Genomic DNA, 24187 nt, shown 5'->3' with positions numbered 1-24187 from the left:
GTTGAAAAAAAGAGCGTGATCGCGAGGGAGGCGTCATCAGTGTTCTACCACCTCTATGAAATGAACCATGCGGCCATGGCGCCGCTGCGCGCCGGCGCCGACATGATGCGCCAGGCTTGCAACAATCCGCTCAACCCACTTTCCAGCACGGCTTTGGGGAGAAGCCTCGACGCCGGTTTCGAGGTCTTTGAGCGCATGACGCGCCGTTACGCAAAACCGGAATTCGCTCTTTGCAGTACGGTTGTCGATGGCGAGACCGTCAATGTTGTCGAAGAGACGGTTTGGTCACGTCCGTTCTGCAATTTGCTTCATTTCAAGAAAGAACTTGATCCAGCCAGCCAGTCCGATCCGAAGGTGCTGCTGGTGGCGCCGATGTCCGGCCACTACGCTACCCTCTTGCGGGGGACTGTGGAGGCCCTGCTGCCTTCGGCGGATATTTACATCACCGATTGGGCCGACGCCCGCACGGTGCCGGTGAGTGAGGGCACTTTCGATCTCGATGATTACATCAGCTACGTCATCGAGATGCTGCGCGCGATCGGGCCGGGGGCGCATGTGGTCGCCGTCTGTCAGCCGTCCGTACCGGTGCTGGCCGCCGTTTCGCTGATGGAGGCCGATGGCGATAAATTCGCGCCGGCATCCATGACGCTGATGGGCGGTCCGATTGACACGCGCATCAACCCCACTGCCGTCAACGGTCTTGCCAAGGCGAAACCCATTGAATGGTTCCGCGACAATGTCGTCATGCAGGTGCCGTGGCCGCAGCCGGCTTTTGGCCGAAATGTCTATCCCGGCTTCCTGCAACTCTCCGGCTTCATGTCGATGAACCTCGACAAGCACATGACGGCGCACAAGGATTTTTACCTCAACCTCGTCAAGAATGATGGCGATTCCGCCGAAAAGCACCGGGAATTTTACGATGAATATCTGGCTGTTATGGATCTGACGGCGGAGTTCTATCTGCAGACGGTGGAAACGGTCTTCATTGATCATGCGCTTCCGAAAGGGAACATGCTGCACCGGGGCAGGGCGGTCGATCCCGCAGCCATTCGCAAAGTCGCATTGTTTACGGTGGAAGGCGAGAACGACGATATTTCCGGCGTTGGCCAGACAAAGGCCGCGCATGATCTCTGCCGGAACATTCCTGAAGACAAACGCGCCCATTACATGCAGCCGGATGTCGGTCACTATGGTGTCTTCAACGGGTCGCGCTTCCGCAAGGAAATCGTGCCGCGCATGCTGGACTTCATCCGCAAACACCAGGCAGCTTAGGGCAGACGGCCGGCCGTGCCACGCATTTGCATGGCCAAGCGATGGACGAATCGGCTATAAAGGGTTCATGTTTTCGCTCCTCAGAAAATCCCTGAAATCGCCGGCCCCAAAGAAGGTTGCACCGAGCCAGCGCACGGTCGCCGTGGCGGGCAGGCAGGTGCCGATCACGGTCAGGGAGAATCCGCGCGCCACGCGCATTACGCTGCGCATCGAACCGGGTGGAAGGGCGCTGAAGTTGACGATCCCTATGGGCCTGCATCATCGCCAGGTGGATGATTTTCTCGAGAGGCATCAGGGCTGGCTGGAAGGCAAGCTTGTAAAATTCAGCCCCGACGACGGTTTACGTCCCGGTGCGACCATCGATATTCGCGGCATAGCCCACCGTATTGACCATACTGGCAGCCTGCGAGGGCTTACACATACCGCGAAAGACGCCGACGGGGTGGCCGTCCTGAAGGTCAGCGGCGCGCCGGAACATCTGAGACGACGGATAGCGACATTTCTGAAAAAGGAAGCGAAGGCGGATCTGGAGCGACTGGTTGCCGTTCACGCGCGCGCAGCCGGCCGGCCGGTGCGTTCCATCAGCATGAAGGATACGCGCAGCCGATGGGGTTCCTGTTCCCATGACGGCAATCTGAGCTTTTCCTGGCGCATCGTCATGGCCCCCGAAAGGGTCATCGACTATCTCGCCGCCCACGAGGTTGCGCATCTGAGCGAAATGAACCACGGCCCGAAATTCTGGGCATTATGCGAAAAGCTCTGCCCGCACACGGAAGAAGCCAAGAGCTGGCTGAAACGCCATGGTTCCAAACTCCACGCCATCGATTTCGATTGAAACCTGCGGCGCGGATCGCCATCTGGATTCACGTGAAACATTCCATCGGAAATGGATGCGATTTGGCTCGACTCTTGTCGCATTTCATGTCAGGTCGCGGGTATGAAACCGGATATCAAGATTTGCGGATTGAAGACACCGGAAGCGCTGGAGCGCGCCGTCAGGCGTGGCGCGTCCCATGTCGGTTTTATTTTCTTTGAAAAGAGCCCGCGCAACATCGAGCCCGATATTGCCGGCAGGCTGGCGGAAGCCGCCCGTGGCGCCGCCAAGGTGGTTGCCGTCACCGTCAATGCCGATAATGATTATCTCGATGAAATCGTCGATCTCGTAAAACCGGACATCCTGCAGCTGCACGGCAATGAAAGCCCGGAGCGGCTGCTGAACATCAAGGCGCTGTATGGCCTGCCTGTCATGAAGGCGATTTCCATTCGCGATGCCGCTGATCTTGCCAAAATCGACCCTTATATTGGAATAGCCGACCGTTTTCTGCTGGATGCCAAGGCGCCCGCCGGTTCCGAGCTTCCGGGCGGCAACGGCGTCTCCTTCGACTGGACCATCCTGCGCTCCCTTGACGCAAGTGTGGATTACATGCTTTCCGGGGGATTGAACAAGGACAATGTCGCCGAGGCGCTGGCGGAGACCAGCGCAAGCGGACTAGATTTATCGTCCGGTGTGGAAAGCGCGCCGGGTGTTAAGGATCTGTCCATGATCGACGCATTTTTCGATGTGGTGAATGATTGGTCGAAAGGCCCAAAGGGAGCTTGAAGTGAACGACGCGCCAACACCCAATTCTTTTCGCGCTGGTCCCGATGAGGACGGCCGTTTCGGCATTTACGGAGGTCGCTTCGTTGCCGAAACGCTGATGCCGCTCATTCTGGATTTGCAGGCGGAATGGGACAAGGCCAAGACCGATCCCGCGTTTCAGGCGGAACTCAAGCATCTCGGCGCGCACTATACCGGTCGTCCGAGCCCGCTTTATTTTGCGGAACGCCTGACGGCGGAACTTGGCGGCGCGAAGATCTATTTCAAGCGCGAAGAGCTGAACCACACCGGCTCGCATAAGATCAACAATTGCCTTGGCCAGATCCTGCTTGCCAAGCGCATGGGCAAGACCCGCATCATCGCCGAAACCGGCGCCGGCCAGCACGGCGTTGCCTCCGCTACCGTCGCTGCACGCTTTGGCCTGCCCTGCGTCGTTTATATGGGCGCGACGGATGTTGCCCGTCAGGCCCCGAATGTGTTCCGCATGAAGCTTCTGGGCGCCGAGGTGAAGCCGGTAACGGCTGGCCACGGCACCCTGAAGGATGCCATGAACGAGGCCCTGCGCGACTGGGTCACCAATGTCGAGGACACCTATTATCTGATCGGCACCGCGGCCGGCCCGCATCCCTATCCGGAAATGGTCCGCGACTTCCAGGCCGTTATCGGCGAGGAAGCCAAGGCGCAGATGCTGGAGGCGGAAGGCCGCCTGCCGGATCTGGTCGTGGCAGCCGTGGGCGGCGGCTCGAACGCTATCGGCATCTTCCATCCTTTCCTCGATGACAAGAATGTCCGCATCGTCGGTGTCGAAGCCGGTGGCAAGGGTCTTTCGGGCGACGAGCATTGCGCTTCCATCACCGCCGGTTCGCCAGGTGTGCTGCATGGCAACCGCACCTATCTGCTGCAGGATGAGGACGGCCAGATCAAGGAAGGCCATTCGATCTCCGCCGGCCTCGATTATCCCGGCATCGGCCCTGAGCATTCCTGGCTGAACGATATCGGCCGCGTGGAATATGTGCCGATCATGGACCATGAGGCGCTGGACGCCTTCCAGATGCTGACGCGCCTTGAAGGCATCATTCCGGCTCTCGAGCCGAGCCACGCCTTGGCCGAGGTCATCAAGCGCGCACCGAAGATGAGCAAGGATGAAATCATCCTGATGAACCTCTCCGGTCGTGGCGACAAGGATGTCCACACCGTCAGCAAGTTCCTTGGAATGGATGTATAAGATCATGACTGCACGTATGGACAAGCGCTTCGCCGATCTGCGCGCTGAAAATCGCCCGGCCCTGATTACCTATTTCATGGGCGGCGACCCGGATTTCGAAACCTCGCTCGGTATCATGAAGGCCCTGCCGGAAGCAGGCGCCGACGTCATCGAACTCGGCATGCCCTTTTCCGACCCGATGGCGGATGGTCCGGCCATTCAGCTGGCCGGCCAGCGCGCGCTGAAGGGCGGCCAGACGCTGAAGACGACGCTCGATCTCGCCCGCGAGTTTCGCAAGCAAGACGATGCAACGCCGATCGTGATGATGGGCTATTACAATCCGATCTATATCTACGGCGTCGAAAAGTTTCTGGACGACGCAATCGCGGCCGGCATCGATGGCCTGATCGTTGTCGATCTGCCGCCGGAAATGGACGATGAGCTCTGCATCCCCGCACTCGCGCGCGGCATCAACTTCATCCGTCTGGCGACGCCAACGACAGATGGCAAGCGCCTGCCTGCCGTCCTTAAAAATACCTCAGGTTTCGTTTATTACGTCTCGATGAACGGTATCACCGGTTCAGCACTTCCCGATCCCTCGTTGATCTCGGGCGCTGTCGGTCGTATCAAGGCGCATACGGAACTGCCGGTCTGTGTCGGTTTTGGCGTCAAGACGGCCGATCATGCAAAAGCGATCGGTGCCGTTGCGGATGGCGTTGTGGTCGGTTCGGCCATCGTCAACCAGATTGCGGGTAGCCTGACCAGGGACGGGCAGGCGACCGCCGATACCGTGCCGGCCGTTACGACGCTGGTAAAAGGACTTTCAACGGGCGTGCGTGCGTCGCGCCTTGCCGCTGCGGAATAAGCGCGCGGCCCAGTCAGGAGTAGACAGTTGAACTGGATCACCAATTACGTTCGGCCGCGGATCAATTCCATGCTCGGCCGCCGCCCGGAGGTTCCGGAGAACCTGTGGATCAAGTGCCCGGAAACGGGCGAGATGGTCTTCCACAAGGATCTGGAAGACAACAAGTGGGTCATCCCGGCTTCCGGCTACCATATGAAGATGCCGGCCAAGGCGCGCCTTGCCGATCTTTTCGATGGCGGCGTCTATGAGGCACTGCCGCAGCCGAAGGTGGCGCAGGACCCCTTGAAGTTCCGCGATTCCAAAAAATACACCGACCGTCTGCGCGACAGCCGCACGAAGACCGAGCAGGAAGACACGATCCTTGCCGGTGTCGGCCTCCTGAAAGGCCTGAAGATCGTCGCCGTCGTGCATGAATTCCAGTTCATGGGCGGATCGCTCGGCATTGCCGCCGGCGAAGCCATCGTCAAGGCCTTTGAGCGTGCCATTTCCGAGCGTTGCCCGCTCGTGATGTTCCCGGCCTCGGGCGGCGCGCGTATGCAGGAAGGCATTCTTTCGCTGATGCAGCTGCCGCGCACCACGGTTGCCGTGAACATGCTGAAAGAAGCCGGCATGCCCTATATCGTGGTTCTGACGAACCCGACGACCGGCGGCGTCACTGCCTCCTACGCCATGCTGGGCGATGTGCATATCGCCGAGCCGGGCGCCGAGATTTGCTTCGCAGGCAAGCGCGTGATCGAGCAGACCATTCGCGAAAAGCTTCCCGAAGGCTTCCAGACCTCGGAATATCTGCTGGAACACGGCATGGTGGACATGGTGATCGACCGCCGCGAAATTCCCGACACGCTGGCCAATCTGCTCAAGATCATGACCAAGGCGCCTGCTGACAACGCAAATGCGGTCATCCCGCTGGCCGCTTCGGCCTGAGGAAAAAAATATGTCGCCCGGAGGCATAAACTGCCTTCGGGATGATGCTATACGTTGCATGATTTCATCTTTGGTGCGGCGGACAAATGGCAAGCAAAACGCCTGAAAGGCGAACGGAAGACATGACGAAGCCCGCGATCGGTGAGGCCGAGAAGATCATCGAAGAGCTGATGCAGCTCCACCCCAAGGGGTTCGATCTTTCGCTCGATAGAATTTCCCGGCTCCTTGAGAAACTCGGCAATCCTCAAAATAGAATGCCGCCCGTCATCCATGTCGCCGGCACCAACGGCAAAGGCTCGGTCAGCGCCTTTTGTCGGGCCTTGCTGGAAGCAGCCGGACTTCCCGTGCACGTGCATACCAAGCCACATCTCGTCAATTGGCATGAACGCTATCGCATCGGTGTGGCCGGTGAGAGGGGGCGCTTTGTCGATGATGCTGTCTTCGCGGATGCTCTGCGCCGTATTGAAGTTGCCAACGAAGGCCAAAAGATTACCGTCTTCGAGATTCTGACTGCAGTTATGTTCCTTCTTTTTTCGGAACATCCGGCTGACGCAGCTATCGTCGAAGTGGGTCTTGGTGGGCGTTTCGATGCGACCAATGTGATCAACAACCCCGCTGTCTCTATCATTATGCCGATTTCGCTCGATCACGAGGCTTATCTCGGTGACCGCGTTGAGTTGATCGCGGCGGAAAAGGCGGGAATCATGAAAAAGGGTTCCCCCGTCGTCATAGGCCATCAGGAATATGATGCGGCGCTCGAAACGCTCGTCGCCACGGCGGAGCGGCTCGGTTGCCCGGTATCGGTCTATGGGCAGGATTTTTCCGCCCATGAAGAATTCGGCCGTATGGTCTATCAGGATGAGTTCGGCCTGGCCGATGCGCCGCTGCCGCGTCTTCCCGGCCGCCATCAGCTTGCCAATGCCGCTGCCGCGATCCGCGCCGTCAAGGCCGCCGGTTTCGAGGTGACGGAACGGATGATCGAAAAAGCCATGACCTCTGTGGAATGGCCCGGCCGTCTGCAGCGCATCCTGACCGGCAAAATCGCTGAAATGGCCCCGAAGGATTCGGAAATCTGGATCGATGGCGGTCATAACCCCGGCGCGGGCGAAGTCATCGCCGAAGCCATGGCCGGCTTTGAGGAAAAAACACCCCGCCCGCTGTTCATCATTGCAGGCATGATCAATACCAAGGATCCGGTGGGCTATTTCAAGGCCTTCGCCGATATTGCCGAATATGTCTTCACCGTGCCGATTGGCGGCACGGATGCGGCGATCGATCCCGTCGTGCTTGCTCATGCGGCCTTCGATGCCGGTCTGGTGGCAGCGCCGACATCGTCTCTGACTCATGCCTTGGAAGAGCTGTCGCGCCGCTTCGACCCTGAAGGGCCGGCGCCGCGCATCCTGATCGGCGGTTCGCTTTATCTTGCCGGCAACGCGCTTGCCCTGAACGGCACGGTTCCCCAATAAAAAAGCCCGGCAGCGATGCCGGGCTTTTTTCATTCCATTGGTGTCGCTTACGCGGCGCCGGAAATCCAGGCGGAAAGCGCTGTCTTGGGAGCAGCGCCAACCTTGATGTCGGCCACTTCGCCGCCCTTGAACATGGCGAGCGTCGGGATGGAGCGCACGCCGAACTGGGCAGCCAGTTCCGGGTTTTCGTCGATGTTGAGCTTCGCGACCTTGACCTTACCGGCCAGCTCGGACGAAATTTCCTCAAGGCTCGGTGCGATCATCTTGCACGGGCCGCACCATTCGGCCCAGAAATCCACCACGACGGGTTCGGCGGATTCGAGGACTTCGGACTGGAAGTTGGCGGCATCGACTTTTACGGTAGCCATATCTGGCTCTCCTTTCAGCTAAACTTTTCCGCTATCGATGTGATGCGGGCGCGTCGGAATTTCAATGCCCCGGTATCTCACTTTGTCTTTATTGCGGCAAGAGCCTGCGTCATTGCATCATCGTCAACCCGCACAAAAGCGGCATTTTCCGTATAGATCAGCGCGCAGACAAATTCCTTGCCGGGATAGAGCGGTGCAAGAATTTCGCGATAGATGGCAAGCTGCGCGGTGTGGGAGAAAGGTATCTCGCGTGCCGTGCGCGGCGGAACCCGGTTCGTCTTGTAGTCGACCAGAATAACGCGATCACCATCCACCGCCAGCCGGTCGACGCGGCCGGAGACGGCATAGTGCTGCCGGCCGATCGTCATCGTGCCCATGATGGAGATTTCCGCGCGGCTGTTGGCGGAAAAGGCCGGTTGCACCGCCGGTTCGGAGATGACCCGCAAAACCGCCCGGATCAAATGCTCACGTTCGGCCGTAGGCCAGAAACGGGCCGCTCGCTCCGCATAGCGGCGGGCAGCCTCTTCCCGCTCCGTCTCGGCAAAATCCGGCAGCGCCTGCAACATGCGATGCACAAGCCGGCCGCGCTGTAGCGCCAGCGAAGAAACATCGGATTTCTCGCCGAAAAGCGGCGAACGCACGGCAAGGTCATCCGCACCGTCATCGATGATCGTGCCTGCACCGGAGGGGCTGAGCGGCCTTGGCAAGGAGGGCAGGGCAGGCAGTGGAGCAAGCAGCCCGGCCGGAAGAGCATATTCTTCGTCCTGCTGCTTCTCCGGCAGTTTTTGCGGGAGAGACGTCACGCGAGCCTCGGATTTACGCCAGACAAGCCCCTGCCATTCCTCGCCATCGGCCGTGAAAAGCTGCGGCTTGCAATGGTCTTCATTGTTGGCAAGCGCCGCCTTGACGATGGCATGCCAGCATTCGGGATTTTCCTTCTGACCGCGATAACCGCAGACGACGAGGTGATCGGCGGCGCGCGTCATCGCCACATAAAGCAGCCGTCGATATTCGTCTTCGGCTGCCGTCTTCAGCCGTTCTTCGTCCGAGCGAATGAGGTGGTTTGAAAAGCCGCTGCCGGGCAGCCAGACCGGGAAAGCGTCGTCACCGGCTTCAACAAAGCGCAGTTTCGGCACATGGCTGTGATTGAAGGCCTTCGAACCGCCGTCGACGACGAACACCACCGGCGCTTCCAGGCCCTTGGAGGCGTGCACGGTCATGATGCGCACTTCGCCACGGTCCTTGTCCTGCTCGCGTTTCACTTCCGGTGAATCGGTTTCCAGAACGGAGAGAAAGGCCTGAAGGCCGGGCAGACCGGTTCTTTCGTGGTCCAGCGCGAATGACAGGAATTCATCGAGAACGTCGCTCGCCTCGTTGCCAAGCCGGCCGAGGAATTTCTTGCGCCCGTCATGCAGGGTCAGCACCGCTGCAAAGAAATCATGCACGGTGGCCGTCTTAGAAAGCGCGATGAAACCTTCCAGCCTGGCGGTAACGGTGGAAAGATGGCTGTTCTCTTCCTGCGAAAGGATCTGCAGCCGTTTCCAGACGCTCTCCGTTTCCGATCGCATGGCGGCGATGTTGAAAACGTCATCTTCGGTCAGGTTGAAGAGCGGGCTCTTCAACAATGCGGCGAGCGAAAGATCGTCTTCGGGCAGGACAACGAAATGTCCGAGCGCCAGAAGATCCTGCACGGCAATGTGGTCGGTCAGGCGAAGGCGGTCGGCGCCGGCAACGGGGATGTTCTTGCGTCGTTTCAGCTCCCGGGTCAGCGCGTTGACAAAGGCATGGCGTTTTCTGACGAGAACCAGAATATCGCCGGGCTCCACGGCGCGCTCGACGCCCTTTTCGATGATGGTCTCGCTTCCGATCATATCGGCGATGCGCGCGGCGATCCGTCGGGCGACGATGGTGGCCGGCGCACTTTCACGCAAGGCATCGAAGGGCGCTGTCCAATCCTCTTCGTCTTCTGCGGTTTCCGGCGCCACCATGTCCCAAACCTCCACGGTGCCGGGATGGCCGGCGCGGTTGGATCGGTGTTCTACTGGTTCGTTATCGGCACTGAGACCGCTGGCGTTATTCGGGTCGGAAAAGACCTGATCGACGGCGGCCAGAACGTCCTCCGTGGACCGGAAAGAAAGCGGCAGCCGGATGCGGTGAAAGGCCTGCTCGACGGAATCGACGCGCTTTTTGGTTTCTTCGCGCTCCTGCGAAAACCGTTCCGGCCGCGCGCCCTGGAATGAATAGATCGACTGTTTTTCATCGCCCACGGCAAACAGCGTGCGCCGCCCCAGGCGGGCGCTCTCGCCGGTGAAGAAATCCGCCGCCAGCGACTGGATGATCGACCATTGCACCGGGCTGGTATCCTGCGCCTCGTCAACGAGAATATGGTCGATGCCCTGATCCAGCTTGTAGTGCACCCAGGCGCCCGCCGTATCGCGGCTGAGAAGGTTGGCCGCGCGCTCGATCAGGTCTTCGAAATCGAGCTGGCTTCGCTGTTTCTTCAGGTCTTCGAAATCGCCGATCAGCCTTTCGGCCAGAACAAGGGCGCATTTTGTCGCCGCCAGCATCCGCACCAGACGATAACGGTTGCGGCAGGAAACGACATGGTCCCGCGCCAGTGTCAGCGCATCGAGAAGTTCGGGGGCGGATTTCTGCATGCCCTTGTTGATGACATAGGCATCCGATTTCCTTTCGCCTTTGGCTGTCAGCAGCGCCGCTTCGATGAATTCCATCCGTCGCACGGGGTCCGACTGTCGTTTTGCCTCCCGGAGCGCATAAGCGACTTCGATGACGCGTGTTCCACCCACCTCGTCGGCTAGGGTGAGATACGTATCGAGCGCAAGGCCTGAAAGGCCGGGCAGAGGCCAGAAGGCTGCCGCCGCGGTTTCTTCGGTTTCCCCATCTGCGATCTGCATCGCCTGCCGCAACCGCGGATCGATGCCGCCTGACTGTTTGGCGTCCAGAAGAAAGGCGCGAAGGGCGCTGCGATTGGCGATGATGGCGGAAAGTAGCGATTCCAAACCGCTTTCGTCCGCCAGATCGAGCACGTAAGCGAGCGATTGCGCGAGCTCCGCGTCCCGCTCCATCGAAACCGCCGTCAGAAGCGAACGGCGTGCTTCGGCGAGCAGCGTGGTTGCGGCGCGGTCGTCAAGAACGGAGAAATGGCCGGCGACATTGGCTTCCAAGGGGAACTGATGCAGCAACGCCTCGCAGAAGGCGTGGATCGTCTGGATTTTCAACCCGCCGGGCGTTTCCAGTGCCTTGGCAAACAGCCTGCGCGCTTCGGCAAGCTTGATGCGATCCGGCGCCTTGCCTTCGATGGCGGCGATGCGGTCCTTGAGGTCGGAATCCGGCAAAGTAGCCCATTCCGCCAGACGGTCAAAGACACGGCTGGACATCTCGGACGCCGCGGCCTTGGTATAGGTGAGGCAGAGGATGGCCGAGGGTCGGCACCCGGCCAGAAGGAGGCGGATGACGCGCTGGGTCAGAACATGGGTCTTGCCTGAGCCGGCATTGGCCGACACCCATGCGGAACTGGCGGGATCGGAGGCAAGCCGCTGCCGGGCGCTGGTCCAGTCGATCCAGCTTTCAGGCGTATCGGCGGCGGGGCCGGCGTCGAAGGGATCAATCGTCATCGCCATCTCCCGGTTCTGCCGTCGACCATTCCGAAACGCGGGCGAGGTGATCATATTCCCCGCCATAGGATTGCTGCTCTTCCGGCACGAGGCGGGAGGCGAAACCGTTTTCGCCATTGCGCAGGGAATGAACGAATTTCGTGAGCTGTTCGATCGATTCCGTCGCGAGTTCAATCGCCGATTTAGGCGGTCTTTTGCCGCTTCGGCTGGAATGTTCGTTATTGACCTGATCGGCAAAAAAACGCTCGCCCGGCCGCAGGCGAACGTAGATCAGGTTTTCCGGTGTGGGCGAACCGGCTTCGCGGAAGGCGCCGCGCATCAGTGCGGCCGCCTCCAGCGCAAGCTGCGGATCGAGCAGAGCGCGCGCCTGATTGACGGAAGGCGCAAGCCCCGTCTTGTAGTCGATAATATCCGCCTGACCGTTTGTCTTGATGTCGATGCGGTCGGCGATCCCCGTCAGCCTTATGCCCGCCTCGACGATTTCCTGCCCGGCGCGAGCCTCGTAGAAGCTGTGGCGAATGGATGGATGACGTTCTTTCTCCCAGTCGATAAAGGCGCGTGCTACCGCTGCAAAACGCGGCCGCCAGATGACATCCACATGGGGAGGCAGGTTTTCCGCATCGAAACATTCGTCCAGAATGCGCTGTATGGCCGAAAGCGAGGCCGGTGTGCCGGGAATATGTCCCTCACGGGAATAGCGCTCGATGATCGCGTGATAGAGCGTGCCGCGATCGGCGGCGTTCGGATCGCGATTGAAGGGGTCGAGCGGGTCCAGCTTCAGGATGCGTCGCGCATAGATCGAATATGGGTCGCGGCGCAGGCGGCCCACTTCGCTGAAGGAATAGCGCGTCGGCTGCAACGCGGCTGGCGGTTTCGGGGCAGGGCGCTTTGCCGCTTCCTGATCGATGCTTTCATCCATCAATCCCGCCCAATGGCGATAGGTCTCGCCGCGCTTCCTGAGTCTATCGGCAAAACCCTCGCCGCCCAGCGCCAGAAGACGCTGCAGCCAGCGTGAGGCGACAGCGGGCGTTGAGCCCTGCCTCAGCGCGCGGGTGTAAAAAATCTGCCGGGTGCCATTTGCCATCTCGAAATCATGCGCCAGCTGGCCGATGCGCCGTTCCGGCGGTTCGAGGCCAATGGCGGTCTTCATGGTGCGGGAAAGGAACGGATTATTCGCCGTCTGGCCCGGCCAAAGTCCTTCATTAAGGCCACCGATAACGACGGTATCGACACTTTGCAGCCGCGCCTCAAGCGCGCCGAAGATGAAAATGCGCGGATGACGCATCGATCTTGGCTTGATCGATTCACCGGCTACCAGGGCCGCAAAAATATCGATCCATTGCGGTCCATCCGCATCGAGGATTTCGCCGCTTTCCATCAGCTCGCCGAACAGTTCGGAAAGCTTGTCTCCCGCTTCACCGGACCAGAGCGCGGCAAGATCGCTGTTTTCATCCGCGCAGATGGCTTCGATCACGCGGCCCGTCCGCTCCGCCCAAACGGACAGCGGCAATTTATCGGTGAAGGCGCGGCCGGACCGATCTCTGCGGACAAAGGCGGAACCGAGCGGCTCGGTCGCAACGGCAATCCTCCGTGCCAGATCGCGCGCGGCCTCCGCGCTTGCCTCAGGCAGCGCCAGCCGCCAGGCCGGCGGGTGCCGGTCATCGCGCTGCGCCAGAAGCTGCGCCTCCAGAACCGTTTCCAGATTGCCGATTTCGGTCTCCACACGGCCGCCGCGCAGCGCGATCAGCTCCAGCGCTTTGGAGGCTTTCGCGAAAGCTTCATTGGAAAGGCCGAAACGGCTGAGCGGATGTTTCAGAAGGGAGATAATCGGCACCGGGTCGCCGGGCCTCAGAATGGCTTCCAGCGCCAGTTGCGTCAGCCCGGCTTGCGGGGTGGCGGAAAGCGGCGTACCGGCCGAGTCGTCGGCTTCGATGCCGAAGCGCTGGAGTTCCGTCGCCACGCGTCGCGCCAGTCCGCGATCTGGTGTTATCAGCGCCGCCTGAGACGGACGTCCAGCGCCGGGCGCTTCAAGCGCCAGCCGCAAAGCCACCGCGATGGCGGTCGCTTCCTCGCGCTCATTGGCGGCTTCTATCAGCGTGGCCGTTGCGAAGGCGTCATCGAAAAAGCCGGGTTCCCTGTCCTGACGCCAGCGATTCCAGTCGCTGGTGGATTTGGCCGGTGCGAGTGCGGCCGAAAACACGGCTGCGCGCTTTTCCAGGTCGCCATCGATGGCGCCGATCTGAACCACGTCGTCGCGCAGTATGCCGAGCTTCTGCAGCAGCATATAAAGCCCATATTGCGAGTGGGTGCGGCTCGAAGGATCGGTAGGGTCCTCGGCGATTGCCTCCCATTGTTCCTCCGGCATGGCAAGGTCTAGACCCGGAAGTACGACGGTACCTTGGGGCAGTGCCGCAACGGCGGCGATGAGATCGGCTGCGGCAGGAATGGAACCCGTCGACCCGGCGACGATGATCGGTCCCGTATCCGGCAAATTGGCAAGCCGGTTCGCTTCCGCCCGCAGGATGGCGTTGCGATGCCGGCCGGCCGAGGAACGGTTAAGTTCGGCAAGCCGCGCCGGCCAGAAGACGCTGGCGATCCGCAGGAAATCCGCCGTCAGCTGCCACCATTGCGCATGATCGCCAGTATCGAGATGCTGAAGCGCTTCCCAGTCCTTTTCTTCCGTATCCATGGCATCGATCACCTCGCCAAGCGCACGCGCCAGCCAAATGGCGTCTGCGGGGCTGGCGGGGGCGACAAGCGGCGAATCCGAGTGAATTGCCCGTATGGCGTCCGGCAGGCTGTTGCGCCAGGCGAGAATGAGACGCGCCAGTTCGATCAGCCGGCCGGTGCCGGAAATCGGCGGCGCCAGATCCATGATTTCGGGATTTTCGATCTCGAAAAAGCCGCTGTCGTCATCCGTTTCGCCGAGCGGCCGGATCAGCGGCAGAATGGCGGACCGGCCGCCCAGAAGATCGACGAATTCGGAGCGCAGCACGCGTGCGGAGCGCCGCGTCGGCACATAGATCGTCACCTTGGCAAGTGACAGCGGATCGGCTGGGTCGTATTTATAGCCGGCTGTCAGTGTCCCGTCGCACAGCGTTTCCGCGAGCGTCTTGAGGAACGGTGTTCCCGCAGCGATCGTCAGAACGCGCTTTGCGTGGTGGGTGAGCGTCATGCAGAGCGTTTTTCCCTGAATTGGCGGATGATGCTTTCAGCATCTTCTATCGCATCCGGCGTGCCGACGGTGATCCAGTGGCCATCCAGAGAAAGCCCGAAAAGCCGGTCTCTTTCAATGGCGCGGTCGAAATAGATATTGAGGTTGAAGGCATCCGCCGGCGCATCGTCCAGCAGTCGGGAATCCATGGCGATGGCTCCGGCATAAACCACGGGGTTCGGATCGCCATCGCGATACCGCGCCAGTTTTCCATCGGCGGAGAGGTTGAAATCCCGCTTGCCATTGTGCCCGGTGGTGCGGTCCATGTCGACGCAGAGCAGCGCCATGTCCATTCGGGTCGGGTCGAAGAATTGCGCAAGCTTGCGCAGGTTGCTGACCGCATTCAGCTGCTCGCCAATCCAGAAGAGATCGGCGTTCATGACGAAGACCGGGCCGGGTTCCAGAAGCTTCAGGCCCTTGGCGAGACCGCCGCCGGAATTCATCAGTTGCGACCGCTCGTCGGAAATCAGGATTTCGGCGTCGGTGCGCTGCTCAAGATGGGCGACCATCTGTTCCGCGTGGTGATGAACATTAACGACAATGGTTTCCGCACCGGCTTCGACAAGGGCGTCGAGCGCATAGTCGATCATCGGCTTGCCTGCGATCTGGACGAGCGGCTTCGGGATCGTATCCGTGATCGGGCGCATCCGCGTGCCAAGCCCGGCGGCCAGCACCATCGCATTTTTAATCGTCATCGTGGTCAACCGTCTTTCAGTCGTCGAATTCCATGCCCATGCGCAGGCACCAGTCTTTGAGCGGTGCGAGTTCCGGATGCGAAAGCGCTGCACTGAGATAGCGGAACGTCCTCGGCATATGTTTCATATAACCGGGTTTTCCATCCCGTTCCAACAGCCTCACCCAGATACCGGCGAGCTTGCAGTTGCGCTGCGCCGACATGATGGCGAAAGCCTTGAGGAAGGACGCCTCATCGAAAGAGGGCGCGCTTCTCCTGCTGTCAAGATAGTGCGAAAGCAGGCGCGCCTGCAATTCGGGTGAGATGGTGACACGGGCGTCCTGCACGATGGAGGCAAGATCGTAAGCGCTCGGGCCGATCATCGCGTCCTGATAATCGATCAGGCCGACCTGCCGGATGCCGCTGTTTTGCGACTGCCATATAAGGTTGGGCGAATGGAAATCGCGCAGCACGAGCCCCGTTTCGCAGTCGGCGAGCTGGTCGATCAGCGTGTCCCATAGAGCGTAATAGTCGCTCTTTTCGCTATCGGTGAGCGATTTACCGCGTTTATGCGGCAGATACCACTCCGCCAGCAGCGAAACCTCGATCTTCATCGCCTGCCGGTCGAAGGGGGGAACCTCATAGGCGCTGCCGTCACCCACTGGCAGCAGCCGGGGCCGCGGGGCCTGATGAAGGGCGGCGAGACAGGCGACGCTTTGCAGATAGCGGTCCTCTATCGGTGTTCCGTCAGGCGCCAGCACCCCCTCCTGCCCGAGGTCTTCCAGCAGGAGAATGCCCTGATCGGTATCCGCCGCCAGAATCTCCGGCGCGCAAAAGCCGCTATTTCTCAGATAATTGCCGATCGCCACAAAGGAACGCGCATCCTGGGCAAGATGGGCGATTTCCGCATAGGTCTTCCCGTCAGCGACAATCGCTCCTCGCATGGGCCGTCGCCAATCCATAAGGATAAGGTTCGGGCCGCCAGTGGAAACGGTCTCATAGGCGCGAGTGGAGGCGTCACCGCTCAGAAAACGCCGTGCCGCATCGCCCTTGCCATTTTTTGCGAGAAATGCGCGGATGGCGAAAACCCGTTCAAGCCGTGCTTTCAGCTTTGCCGGAGCCTCGATGGAGGCGAGCCGCCCTTCGCCGGAATGCGTCAGCCGGAGCGTTACGGTCTGCTCCGACGGCAGAATCTCGGCGGCTATATCCGGCCACTCGATCAGGCAGATGCCATCCTCCAGCATCTCATCGATACCGAGTTCGTCCAGTTCCGAAACATCCGAAAGCCGGTAGAGATCGAGATGGGCGACTGGAATGCGGGCGGCATAGGTCTGGATGATCGTGAAGGTGGGGCTTGGAACTTCGAAATCCGGCTCGTCCGCCATTGCCCGGATGAAGGCGCGGGCAAGCGTCGATTTGCCGGCGCCAAGATCGCCGATCAGGGCCAGACAATCGCCGGGCTTCAAAGCCAGCGCAAGGTCTTCACCTAGCCTGATGGTGTCTTTTTCTCCCGCAAGGGGAATGGTGATCGGCAAGATGTCTTCGCTCATTCTGCGGCGATGGAATGCGGCCGTGTGCCGGAAGGAATGCGGCACGTGACGATGGTGCCGTTGCCGGGCCGGCTGTCGATGCTGACGGTGCCATGATGCAGGCTGACGAAGCTTTCGACGATGGAAAGACCAAGCCCCGCACCGGTTCGCCGCCCGCCATTGCCGCGCGTCGAGAAGCGGTCGAACACGCTCTTCAACATGTCCTCGGGAATGCCCGGACCCTTATCCGCCACCGAGAACACGAAGTCGCCTTCGCTGCGCTGGCAGGAAAGCTGCACGGAGGAACCTTCGGGTGCGAAATTGATCGCATTGGTCAGAAGCTTGATGAGAATCTGCTTCAGCCGCTGGTGATCGGCCACCAGACTGCCGAGATGGGCCGGTGCAACGATTTCGAGCGAAATTCCGCTCTCCTGCAGCCGGTCGGCGATCTGCACCGAAACATCGTCGAGCAATTCGTTCAGATCGTTTTCCGAATAATTGAGCTGCATGATGCCGGCATCGACGGTCGCGAGATCGAGAATATCGTTGACGATGGTCAGGAGCACCGAAGACGAGGTGGAAATATGATCGAGATATTCCGCCTGCCGTTCCGTCAATTGTCCGATGCCGGGTGTCTTGAGGAGATCGGTGAAGCCGATGATATTCGTTAGCGGCGAACGCAGCTCGTAGGAAACATGCTGCACGAAATCGTTCTTAAGCTCGTCGGCCTTCAGAAGCGCGTCGTTCTTTTCTTTCAGTGCCCGTTCGGCCCGAACGCTGTCGGTCATGTTGACGAAGGTCAGCATGGTCTGTGCGTCCGGCAGCGGAATGATGGCGTAGTCGAGCACGAGGCCGGAAAGCAGTTCCAGCGTGCCCTGCCGCGACGGCCGCTCATCGTCGAAGCTGGTAATGAACTGGCTGAAGGCGCGCCAGCCGTCCGGCCGGTCATAGGATTGCGTGCAGGCGGTTTCGATGGCGCGGATATGGGTGCCGGTCTCGGCCTGTTCCGCGGTCACGCCCCAGAGCGCCCGGAATGCCGGGTTGGACAGGCGAATGCGCCCATCGGCGCCGAACACGGCCACACCTTCGGCCAGATGGTCGATGGTTTCGCCCTGCACCTTTACAAGCGTGTTGTAGCGCATCTGCAGATCGACCTGCTCGGTCAGGTTCTCGAAAACCCAGGTCGCGCCGCCCTGCGGATGGGCAGTCGCGATAACCCGCAGGGTCTGGCCGTTCGGCAGGTGCCAGAGATCAGTCTTGGTATCCAGCGAACGATAGACGGAAAGCGCCGTCTCCTTCCAGTTCTTCCAGTTCAGCTGCTCCGGCAATTTGCCGGCGGTGCGCAGCCTGTCCAGAAGCTCGGAATTGTCAGGGCTGGATTCGAGGAAAACGAGATCGAGACCCCAGAGAGCCGCAAAAGCCTGATTGTAGAATTGCAGCCGCTGCCGGCCGTCGAAAATGGCGACAGGCGTTGCCAGATGATCGAGCGTTTCGGCGTGGCTCTTCAGAACCCGCTTGAGTTCCTCGCCGATGGTCTCGGCCTCGGTGGCATCGATGGCGATGCCGGCAGACCCACCCGCCGTCTTGATGTCGACAACGTCAAAGAAGGTGCGGTTTCCGGAAACCACCGTCGAAATACGGTCGTGATAGGGCGATTCCGGCGTCGCGGCCGCGCGTATCTTCTGCCGGGTGACCGTGTTCAGCAGTTCGCGTTTTTCATGAACGGCCTGTTCGGTGTCACGGGCATCCACCGCCTGGGCATAGGCGTGGTTGACCCAGATGAGGTCACCTTCGCCATTGCGCCGCCAGACGGGCTGCTCGATGGAATCGAGAAGTTCCTGAAAGGTCGAGACGGAAGCGATCAGGCGCTCGCGCTCCACCTGCAATTCCGCGAGTTCGGCGCGCAGATTGTTGAGCGCTATGAAACGCGCAAAGGCATTGCCCCCGGAAACCCGGCCCTGAACTTCAATGACTTCGCCGCGCTGCGTCTCGATGGTCAGGTCGAAACTCTGGGCATGGCTGCGGAGTTTTTCGATGGATTTTTCAAGCTGGCTTGCGGATGCCGGTTTCAGCCATCGGCCAAAGGCCAGAAAATCCTGATCCGCCAGCGGCACACCCGTCTCGGCCGGTAGCTGTCCCAAAAATTCGGGCCGCTTGTCCGCGCCGTCCCAGATGACGATGCGGCGGCTCTTGTCGGAAATCAAAGCTTCGTATTTCGCGATCTTGTGGTGGGACTGGGCAAGCGCCTGTCTGTATTCGCTGCTTTCCGCCTCGATATTACCGCGCTGGCGCACCAGCCAGACGACGGAAAACAGCGTTGCCGAAAGCATGCCGACGAAAAGCGAATAAGTGATGGTTTCTCCGGATGAGAACAACCGCGCGCCGGTCTTTGCCACAAGCCCGTCCTGGGCCAGCGCCACGCTTGCGGAGCCGGCCAGAACCGTGCCCGACATCAGGACAGGAAGCCTCGCAAAGCCTGTCCGAACCGCACTGACGACCTGCCGGCAACGCGCGAGAGCCGCGCTCAATGCCACGCCCGCTTGCGTGTTTTCAACGCGTTGAACTGTCTGCTTGCGCAGATCCGAATTTTGAACCGACATCCCCGGTCTGTCTCCGTCCTATGTGCCGCATCTTCGACAAGACATCCCATTTCGTCCCCGCCGCCCTTTGGCGTGTCCGAATCAAGTCTGATGACAATACCGCCTTCATAAATCTGCGAAAAGGGAGCGCGCAAAAAAGATGCCGCGCGCTTTGTCAAGCGCGCGGCATCTAGATATTGTGTAATTTCAGTGGATATTAACTATGAAATTAATATCTGTAGTGTTCCGCCTTGAACGGGCCTTCCTTGGAGATGCCGATATAATCTGCCTGCAGATCAGAAAGTTCAGTTAGCCGCACACCGAGCTTCTCAAGGTGAAGACGCGCGACCTTCTCGTCGAGGTGCTTCGGGAGCACGTAAACTTCGTTCTTGTATTCGCCCTGCTTGGTGAAGAGCTCAATCTGGCCAAGCACCTGGTTGGTGAAAGACGCAGACATGACGAAGGACGGGTGGCCGGTGGCGTTGCCGAGGTTCAGCAGGCGGCCTTCGGACAGAAGAATGATGCGGTTGCCCTTCGGGAACTCGATCATGTCGACCTGTGGCTTGATGTTCGTCCACTTCAGGTTACGCAGCGATGCGACCTGAATCTCGTTGTCGAAGTGGCCGATATTGCCAACGATGGCCATGTCCTTCATCTCGCGCATATGCTCGATGCGGATCACGTCCTTGTTGCCGGTGGTGGTGATGAAGATATCGGCGGAAGAGACGACGTCTTCCAGGCGAACAACCTCGAAACCGTCCATGGCGGCCTGAAGCGCGCAGATCGGATCGATTTCGGTGACCTTCACGCGGGCGCCGGCGCCCTGAAGCGAAGCGGCAGAACCCTTGCCCACATCGCCGTAACCGCAGACCACGGCAACCTTGCCGGCCATCATCACGTCGGTTGCGCGGCGAATGCCGTCCACCAGCGATTCCTTGCAGCCGTATTTGTTGTCGAACTTCGACTTGGTGACGCTGTCATTGACGTTGATCGCCGGGAAGGGCAGCAGGCCCTTTTTGCTGAGATCGTAAAGACGGTGAACGCCGGTCGTCGTTTCTTCCGTGACGCCCTTCAGTGCGTCGCGCTGCTTGGTGAACCAGCCGGGCGAAGCCTTCAGGCGCTTGTTGATCTGCGCGAAGAGAATTTCCTCTTCTTCCGAACCGGGGTTGGAAAGAACGTCCTCACCGGCTTCGGCGCGTGCGCCGAGCAGGATGTACATGGTGGCGTCGCCGCCATCGTCGAGGATCATGTTAGAGAGGCCGCCATCGGCCCACTGGAAGATCCTGTCGGTGTATTCCCAATATTCCGTCAGGGTTTCACCCTTGACGGCGAATACCGGGATGCCGGCTGCAGCAATGGCGGCCGCCGCATGATCCTGCGTCGAGAAGATGTTGCAGGAGGCCCAGCGGATGTCCGCGCCGAGTTCCTTCAGCGTCTCGATGAGAACGCCGGTCTGGATCGTCATGTGAAGCGAACCGGTGATACGTGCGCCCTTCAGCGGCTTGCTTTCGCCGAATTCCTTGCGGCAGGACATCAGGCCCGGCATTTCGGTTTCGGCGATGTCCAGTTCCTTGCGGCCGAATGCGGCAAGGTTGATATCGGCGACGATGTAGTCCTTCTCAAGGCTCATGAAGTTCTCCAGATCAGAAACGCCGCGCCTTGCGGCCCGGCTCGTAAACGTAGCAGCGGTTTAGCAGGCCACGAACGATCTGGCAATGATGATATAAAGAAGTCTTTATGTCTTTATATGGTGCCGGCTCAGGCTTCTTCGCCGAAGCGGTCGGCGACAAGCGCCTCCAGTGCTTCCAGCGCTTCTTTCGCCTGATTGCCGCTTGCCTCGACATAAACGCTGCAGCCGGGGCTTGCCGCCAGCATCATCAGGCCCATGATGGAGGTGCCGCCAACGGTCATGCCATCCTTGGAAACCGTGATCGTCGCGTCAAAACCTTCGACCATCTGCACGAATTTAGCAGAAGCTCGGGCGTGAAGACCGCGTTTGTTGATGATCGGTAGTTCCCGGGAGAATGGCGACATGGGCTGACTTCTCACTTGCCGCTTAAAACGCGGCTGGCGACGTTGATATATTTGCGGCCGGCATCGGATGCATCCTGAAGGGCCTTGTCCATATTATCTTCGCTGCGAACACCGGCAAGCTTGATCAGCATGGGAAGATTGACCCCTGCGATGACTTCGACATTGCCGTTATTCATGACGGAAATCGCGAGATTGGAAGGCGTGCCGCCGAACATGTCCGTCAGGATGATCACGCCATTGCCGTCATTGGCGCGTGCAACGGCGTCGATGATATCCTGCCGGCGCTGATCCATGTCGTCTTCGGGACCGATACAGACCGTCTCGATCAATTTCTGGGGACCGACGACATGCTCCAACGCATGGCGAAACTCCTCAGCCAGCTTGCCATGGGTGACAAGCACTAGTCCGATCATGAAATGCTCCCTTGCACACGCACTCTCATTGCCGACTATCGCAACGCGGCAATCCTGTCCATCGGTGGGATTTCATCTTGATGAGGAAAATGCGAATCGCAAGCCTAAAATCGCCCGAATCATCGTCACTTCACATTCGTTTCAAAAAGATTCTGAGCAAGTGCAGCAAATTTTCCATAGGGCGTAAGACTGGAAAGCGGAATGCGCAGAAGCCTGATATGCCCGCCACAGGGCAGGGAAAACACCTCGTCATCTTCGGGAAGTCTTGGATTTGTCCCTGAAAGAACTGTCGTGACGGCAAAATGTAGTGGAGCGCGCGCAACGCTTTTGACGGAAACAATGCCGCTGCCGCGCAATTCCAGCAGGCCGGCGATTGCGTCCGGCCGCTCGGCAATGATGTTGTCGCCATCGCGATACACGAAAATCTGATCGTCCGCGATCAGCGCCGCCGGCAATCCGCAGCGTTCCGCCTCCGTCAGGAAGCTGAAGGCAAGCTCGCTTTTGCCGCTGCCCGACGGTCCGACGAAAAGGATGCCGGTGTCTTGAACGGTGATGGCGGTGGCGTGCAGGTTGAAGCGTTCAGCGTTCATGGGTTTCGGCCGCCGGCAGCGACAGGGTGAAGCGCGCGCCGGAAATCACGCCATATTTGTCGACCACGTTTTCCGCCCGCAGACTGCCGCCATGGGCTTCGGCGATCTGACGGCTGATGGAAAGGCCAAGGCCGGAATTCTGTCCGAACCCTTCGCTCGCCGGCCGGTCGGTGTAGAAGCGCTCGAAAATCCGGTCGATGTCTTCGGCCTGAATGCCGGGCCCGTTATCCTCCACCTGCACGATGCAACGATCCTTGTGACGGGAGAGGCGAACGGTGATGCGGCCGCTTTCTTCGGCAACGAAGGAGCGCGCATTCTCGATGAGGTTGGTTACGATCTGGCCGATACGCAGATCGTGGCCATTCACCACGAATGAGGTCTTTGCGCCCGCTTTCCGGTCGACAACATAGTCGATCGTCACGCTTTTCTTCTTGGTGCTTATCTGGCGGGATATGTCCACCAGACCCTTCATCAGCACGTCGAGATCGAGCGGCGAGGCGTCGGCGCGCGCCAGTTCGGCATCGAGCCGCGAGGCATCCGAAATGTCGCTGATCAGGCGGTCGAGGCGGCGCACATCGTGGAAGATGATTTCGGTCAGGCGCTGTTTCGACTCTTCGGTCCTGGCGCGCGGCAGGGTTTCCACGGCGCTGCGCAGCGAGGTCAGCGGGTTCTTGAGTTCATGGCTGACATCGGCGGCGAAGCTTTCGATGGCGTCGATGCGGTCGTAAAGCGCCGTCGTCATTTCACGCAGCGCAATCGAAAGATTGCCGATCTCATCCTGACGCGCCGAGAAATCCGGTATTTCCTCGCGGGTTCGCGCCCCGCGGCGCACGCGAATTGCGGCAGCGGAAAGCCGCCGTAGCGGCGTGGCGATGGTCGAGGACAGGAGCAGCGACAGCACGATATTGACCAGCGTGGCGATGCCGAAGACACGCATGATGGCAAGGCGCTCCGCATGCACGATCTTGTCGATATCGCCCGCCTGCGTGGAGAGCAGCAGAACGCCGAGCACCGCCCGGAAGCGTTGCACCGGCACGGCGACTGAAACGATCAGCTCGCCCTTCTCGGTGACGCGCACCACCGCGCCGCGAACTCCAGTCAGCGCATTCATCACTTCCGGATAGATCGAGCCGTCGCCGCCAGGCGCTTCCTTATATTGCGGCAGGCTGCTCGGTTGCAGCATGCGGTTGAACATGCTGGTGAACCAGTCGCCCCAGGTCTGGGTTTCCGGCGTTACCGGCGGCAGATCGAAGCGCAGCACCTGGCCGCGCGAATAAAGATGACGGGAATCAAGCAGCAGATTGGCGTCGGCATCGAACAGCCGTGCGCGGGTACGCGTTGGCGAAATCAGTCGCCGCAGCACCGGTGCCACCCGCTCCGGATTGATCGGGAAACTCAAGTCCTCGTCATTGGGGGCAGGGGTGATGCTTTGCCCCGCCTGCAATTCGAGCAGCTTTTCCGGATTGATGGTGATCGAATTGGTATCGACCGAGGCGGAAGCGGAGACAGCGCCGGCAATGATCTCACCCTGCGTCAGCAGGCTTTCCACGCGCGCATCGATCAGCCCTTCGCGGAACTGGTTGAGATAAAGGATACCGCCGACCAGAACCACTGTCGCCGCGACGTTGAAAAAGAGGATGCGGCGCGTGAGGCTGGAAAACACCGCATTGCCGAAAATGCGCCGGATGATCGTCAGCGGATGGATACGATGGCGGCGTTCGCTGCCGCGTTCTTCGGCATCGTCGCTGTCCGAGACGGTTTCCGGCGTTTTCTTCAACACGTATTCAAGTCCTCACCACCCCCATATCGGGTGGTCCCTTCTGC

At 60.0% G+C, this 24187-nt stretch carries 18 protein-coding genes; 7 read left to right on the top strand and 11 right to left on the bottom strand.

Annotation, left to right across the window (positions count from 1 at the left end):
• Window positions 1–39 precede the first annotated feature (39 nt).
• From EM858_RS08615 to EM858_RS08585, 7 genes are all read left to right on the top strand, one after another.
• A complete protein-coding gene (locus tag EM858_RS08615; protein ID WP_164865368.1) occupies window positions 40–1272 on the top strand; it encodes a polyhydroxyalkanoate depolymerase in 1233 nt (410 codons plus the stop codon).
• A gap of 67 nt (window positions 1273–1339) precedes the next feature.
• Window positions 1340–2107 (top strand): M48 family metallopeptidase, encoded by a 768-nt coding sequence (locus tag EM858_RS08610; protein WP_127756440.1) that lies wholly within the window; start codon window positions 1340–1342, stop codon window positions 2105–2107.
• Between the two features lie 102 nt (window positions 2108–2209).
• A complete protein-coding gene (locus EM858_RS08605) occupies window positions 2210–2872 on the top strand; it encodes a phosphoribosylanthranilate isomerase (protein ID WP_127756439.1) in 663 nt (220 codons plus the stop codon).
• A 1-nt stretch (window position 2873) separates the two neighbouring features.
• Window positions 2874–4094: a tryptophan synthase subunit beta gene (gene trpB / locus EM858_RS08600; RefSeq protein WP_127756438.1), complete on the top strand. Its 1221-nt coding sequence runs from the start codon at window positions 2874–2876 to the stop codon at window positions 4092–4094.
• Between the two features lie 4 nt (window positions 4095–4098).
• Window positions 4099–4938 carry a tryptophan synthase subunit alpha gene (gene trpA / locus EM858_RS08595; protein WP_003521171.1) on the top strand — a complete coding sequence of 280 codons (840 nt, stop codon included), beginning with the start codon at window positions 4099–4101 and terminating at the stop codon, window positions 4936–4938.
• Window positions 4939–4965: 27 nt separating this feature from the next.
• Window positions 4966–5862 carry an acetyl-CoA carboxylase, carboxyltransferase subunit beta gene (gene accD, locus EM858_RS08590; protein ID WP_127756437.1) on the top strand — a complete coding sequence of 299 codons (897 nt, stop codon included), beginning with the start codon at window positions 4966–4968 and terminating at the stop codon, window positions 5860–5862.
• A gap of 86 nt (window positions 5863–5948) precedes the next feature.
• Window positions 5949–7328 (top strand): folylpolyglutamate synthase/dihydrofolate synthase family protein, encoded by a 1380-nt coding sequence (locus tag EM858_RS08585; RefSeq protein WP_020810581.1) that lies wholly within the window; start codon window positions 5949–5951, stop codon window positions 7326–7328.
• Window positions 7329–7375: 47 nt separating this feature from the next.
• Here EM858_RS08585 and trxA read toward each other — a convergent pair whose 3' ends face one another.
• The 11 genes from trxA to chvG all read right to left on the bottom strand — a co-directional run bounded on the left by trxA (window position 7376) and on the right by chvG (window position 24143).
• Window positions 7376–7696, bottom strand: a complete 321-nt coding sequence (gene trxA, locus EM858_RS08580) for a thioredoxin (protein ID WP_003505361.1) — start codon at window positions 7694–7696, stop codon at window positions 7376–7378.
• 77 nt (window positions 7697–7773) lie between these two features.
• Window positions 7774–11331 (bottom strand): double-strand break repair helicase AddA, encoded by a 3558-nt coding sequence (gene addA, locus EM858_RS08575; RefSeq protein ID WP_127756436.1) that lies wholly within the window; start codon window positions 11329–11331, stop codon window positions 7774–7776.
• Window positions 11321–14506: a double-strand break repair protein AddB gene (addB, locus tag EM858_RS08570; protein WP_127756435.1), complete on the bottom strand. Its 3186-nt coding sequence runs from the start codon at window positions 14504–14506 to the stop codon at window positions 11321–11323. The genes addA and addB overlap by 11 nt, the downstream gene beginning before the upstream one ends.
• Window positions 14503–15240, bottom strand: a complete 738-nt coding sequence (locus EM858_RS08565) for a nucleotidyltransferase family protein (protein ID WP_127756434.1) — start codon at window positions 15238–15240, stop codon at window positions 14503–14505. Before EM858_RS08565 ends, addB begins: the two co-directional genes overlap by 4 nt.
• 16 nt (window positions 15241–15256) lie before the next feature.
• The gene (gene tsaE, locus EM858_RS08560) at window positions 15257–16768 is read right to left on the bottom strand and encodes a tRNA (adenosine(37)-N6)-threonylcarbamoyltransferase complex ATPase subunit type 1 TsaE (protein WP_127756433.1); all 1512 of its coding nucleotides are present in this window, start codon (window positions 16766–16768) and stop codon (window positions 15257–15259) included.
• Window positions 16765–19347 (bottom strand): PAS domain-containing sensor histidine kinase, encoded by a 2583-nt coding sequence (locus EM858_RS08555; protein ID WP_127756432.1) that lies wholly within the window; start codon window positions 19345–19347, stop codon window positions 16765–16767. The genes tsaE and EM858_RS08555 overlap by 4 nt, the downstream gene beginning before the upstream one ends.
• 208 nt (window positions 19348–19555) lie before the next feature.
• Window positions 19556–20956 (bottom strand): adenosylhomocysteinase, encoded by a 1401-nt coding sequence (ahcY, locus tag EM858_RS08545; RefSeq protein ID WP_035264116.1) that lies wholly within the window; start codon window positions 20954–20956, stop codon window positions 19556–19558.
• Between the two features lie 128 nt (window positions 20957–21084).
• On the bottom strand, window positions 21085–21360 hold the full coding sequence (locus tag EM858_RS08540) for an HPr family phosphocarrier protein (RefSeq protein WP_003521181.1): 276 nt from the start codon (window positions 21358–21360) through the stop codon (window positions 21085–21087).
• Between the two features lie 11 nt (window positions 21361–21371).
• The gene (locus EM858_RS08535; protein ID WP_003505374.1) at window positions 21372–21773 is read right to left on the bottom strand and encodes a PTS sugar transporter subunit IIA; all 402 of its coding nucleotides are present in this window, start codon (window positions 21771–21773) and stop codon (window positions 21372–21374) included.
• A gap of 125 nt (window positions 21774–21898) precedes the next feature.
• Entirely contained in the window at window positions 21899–22363 is a 465-nt protein-coding gene (locus EM858_RS08530) for a hypothetical protein (protein ID WP_003521182.1), read from the bottom strand.
• The gene (chvG, locus tag EM858_RS08525) at window positions 22353–24143 is read right to left on the bottom strand and encodes a two-component system sensor histidine kinase ChvG (RefSeq protein ID WP_127756431.1); all 1791 of its coding nucleotides are present in this window, start codon (window positions 24141–24143) and stop codon (window positions 22353–22355) included. Before chvG ends, EM858_RS08530 begins: the two co-directional genes overlap by 11 nt.
• Window positions 24144–24187 lie beyond the last annotated feature (44 nt).

The sequence above is a fragment of the Agrobacterium sp. CNPSo 2736 genome, from assembly GCF_004005385.1.
In the GTDB taxonomy this organism is placed as follows: Bacteria; Pseudomonadota; Alphaproteobacteria; order Rhizobiales; family Rhizobiaceae; genus Agrobacterium; species Agrobacterium leguminum.
Note: the sequence above shows the minus strand (reverse complement) of the source record. Positions and strands in the feature narration are given on the sequence as shown.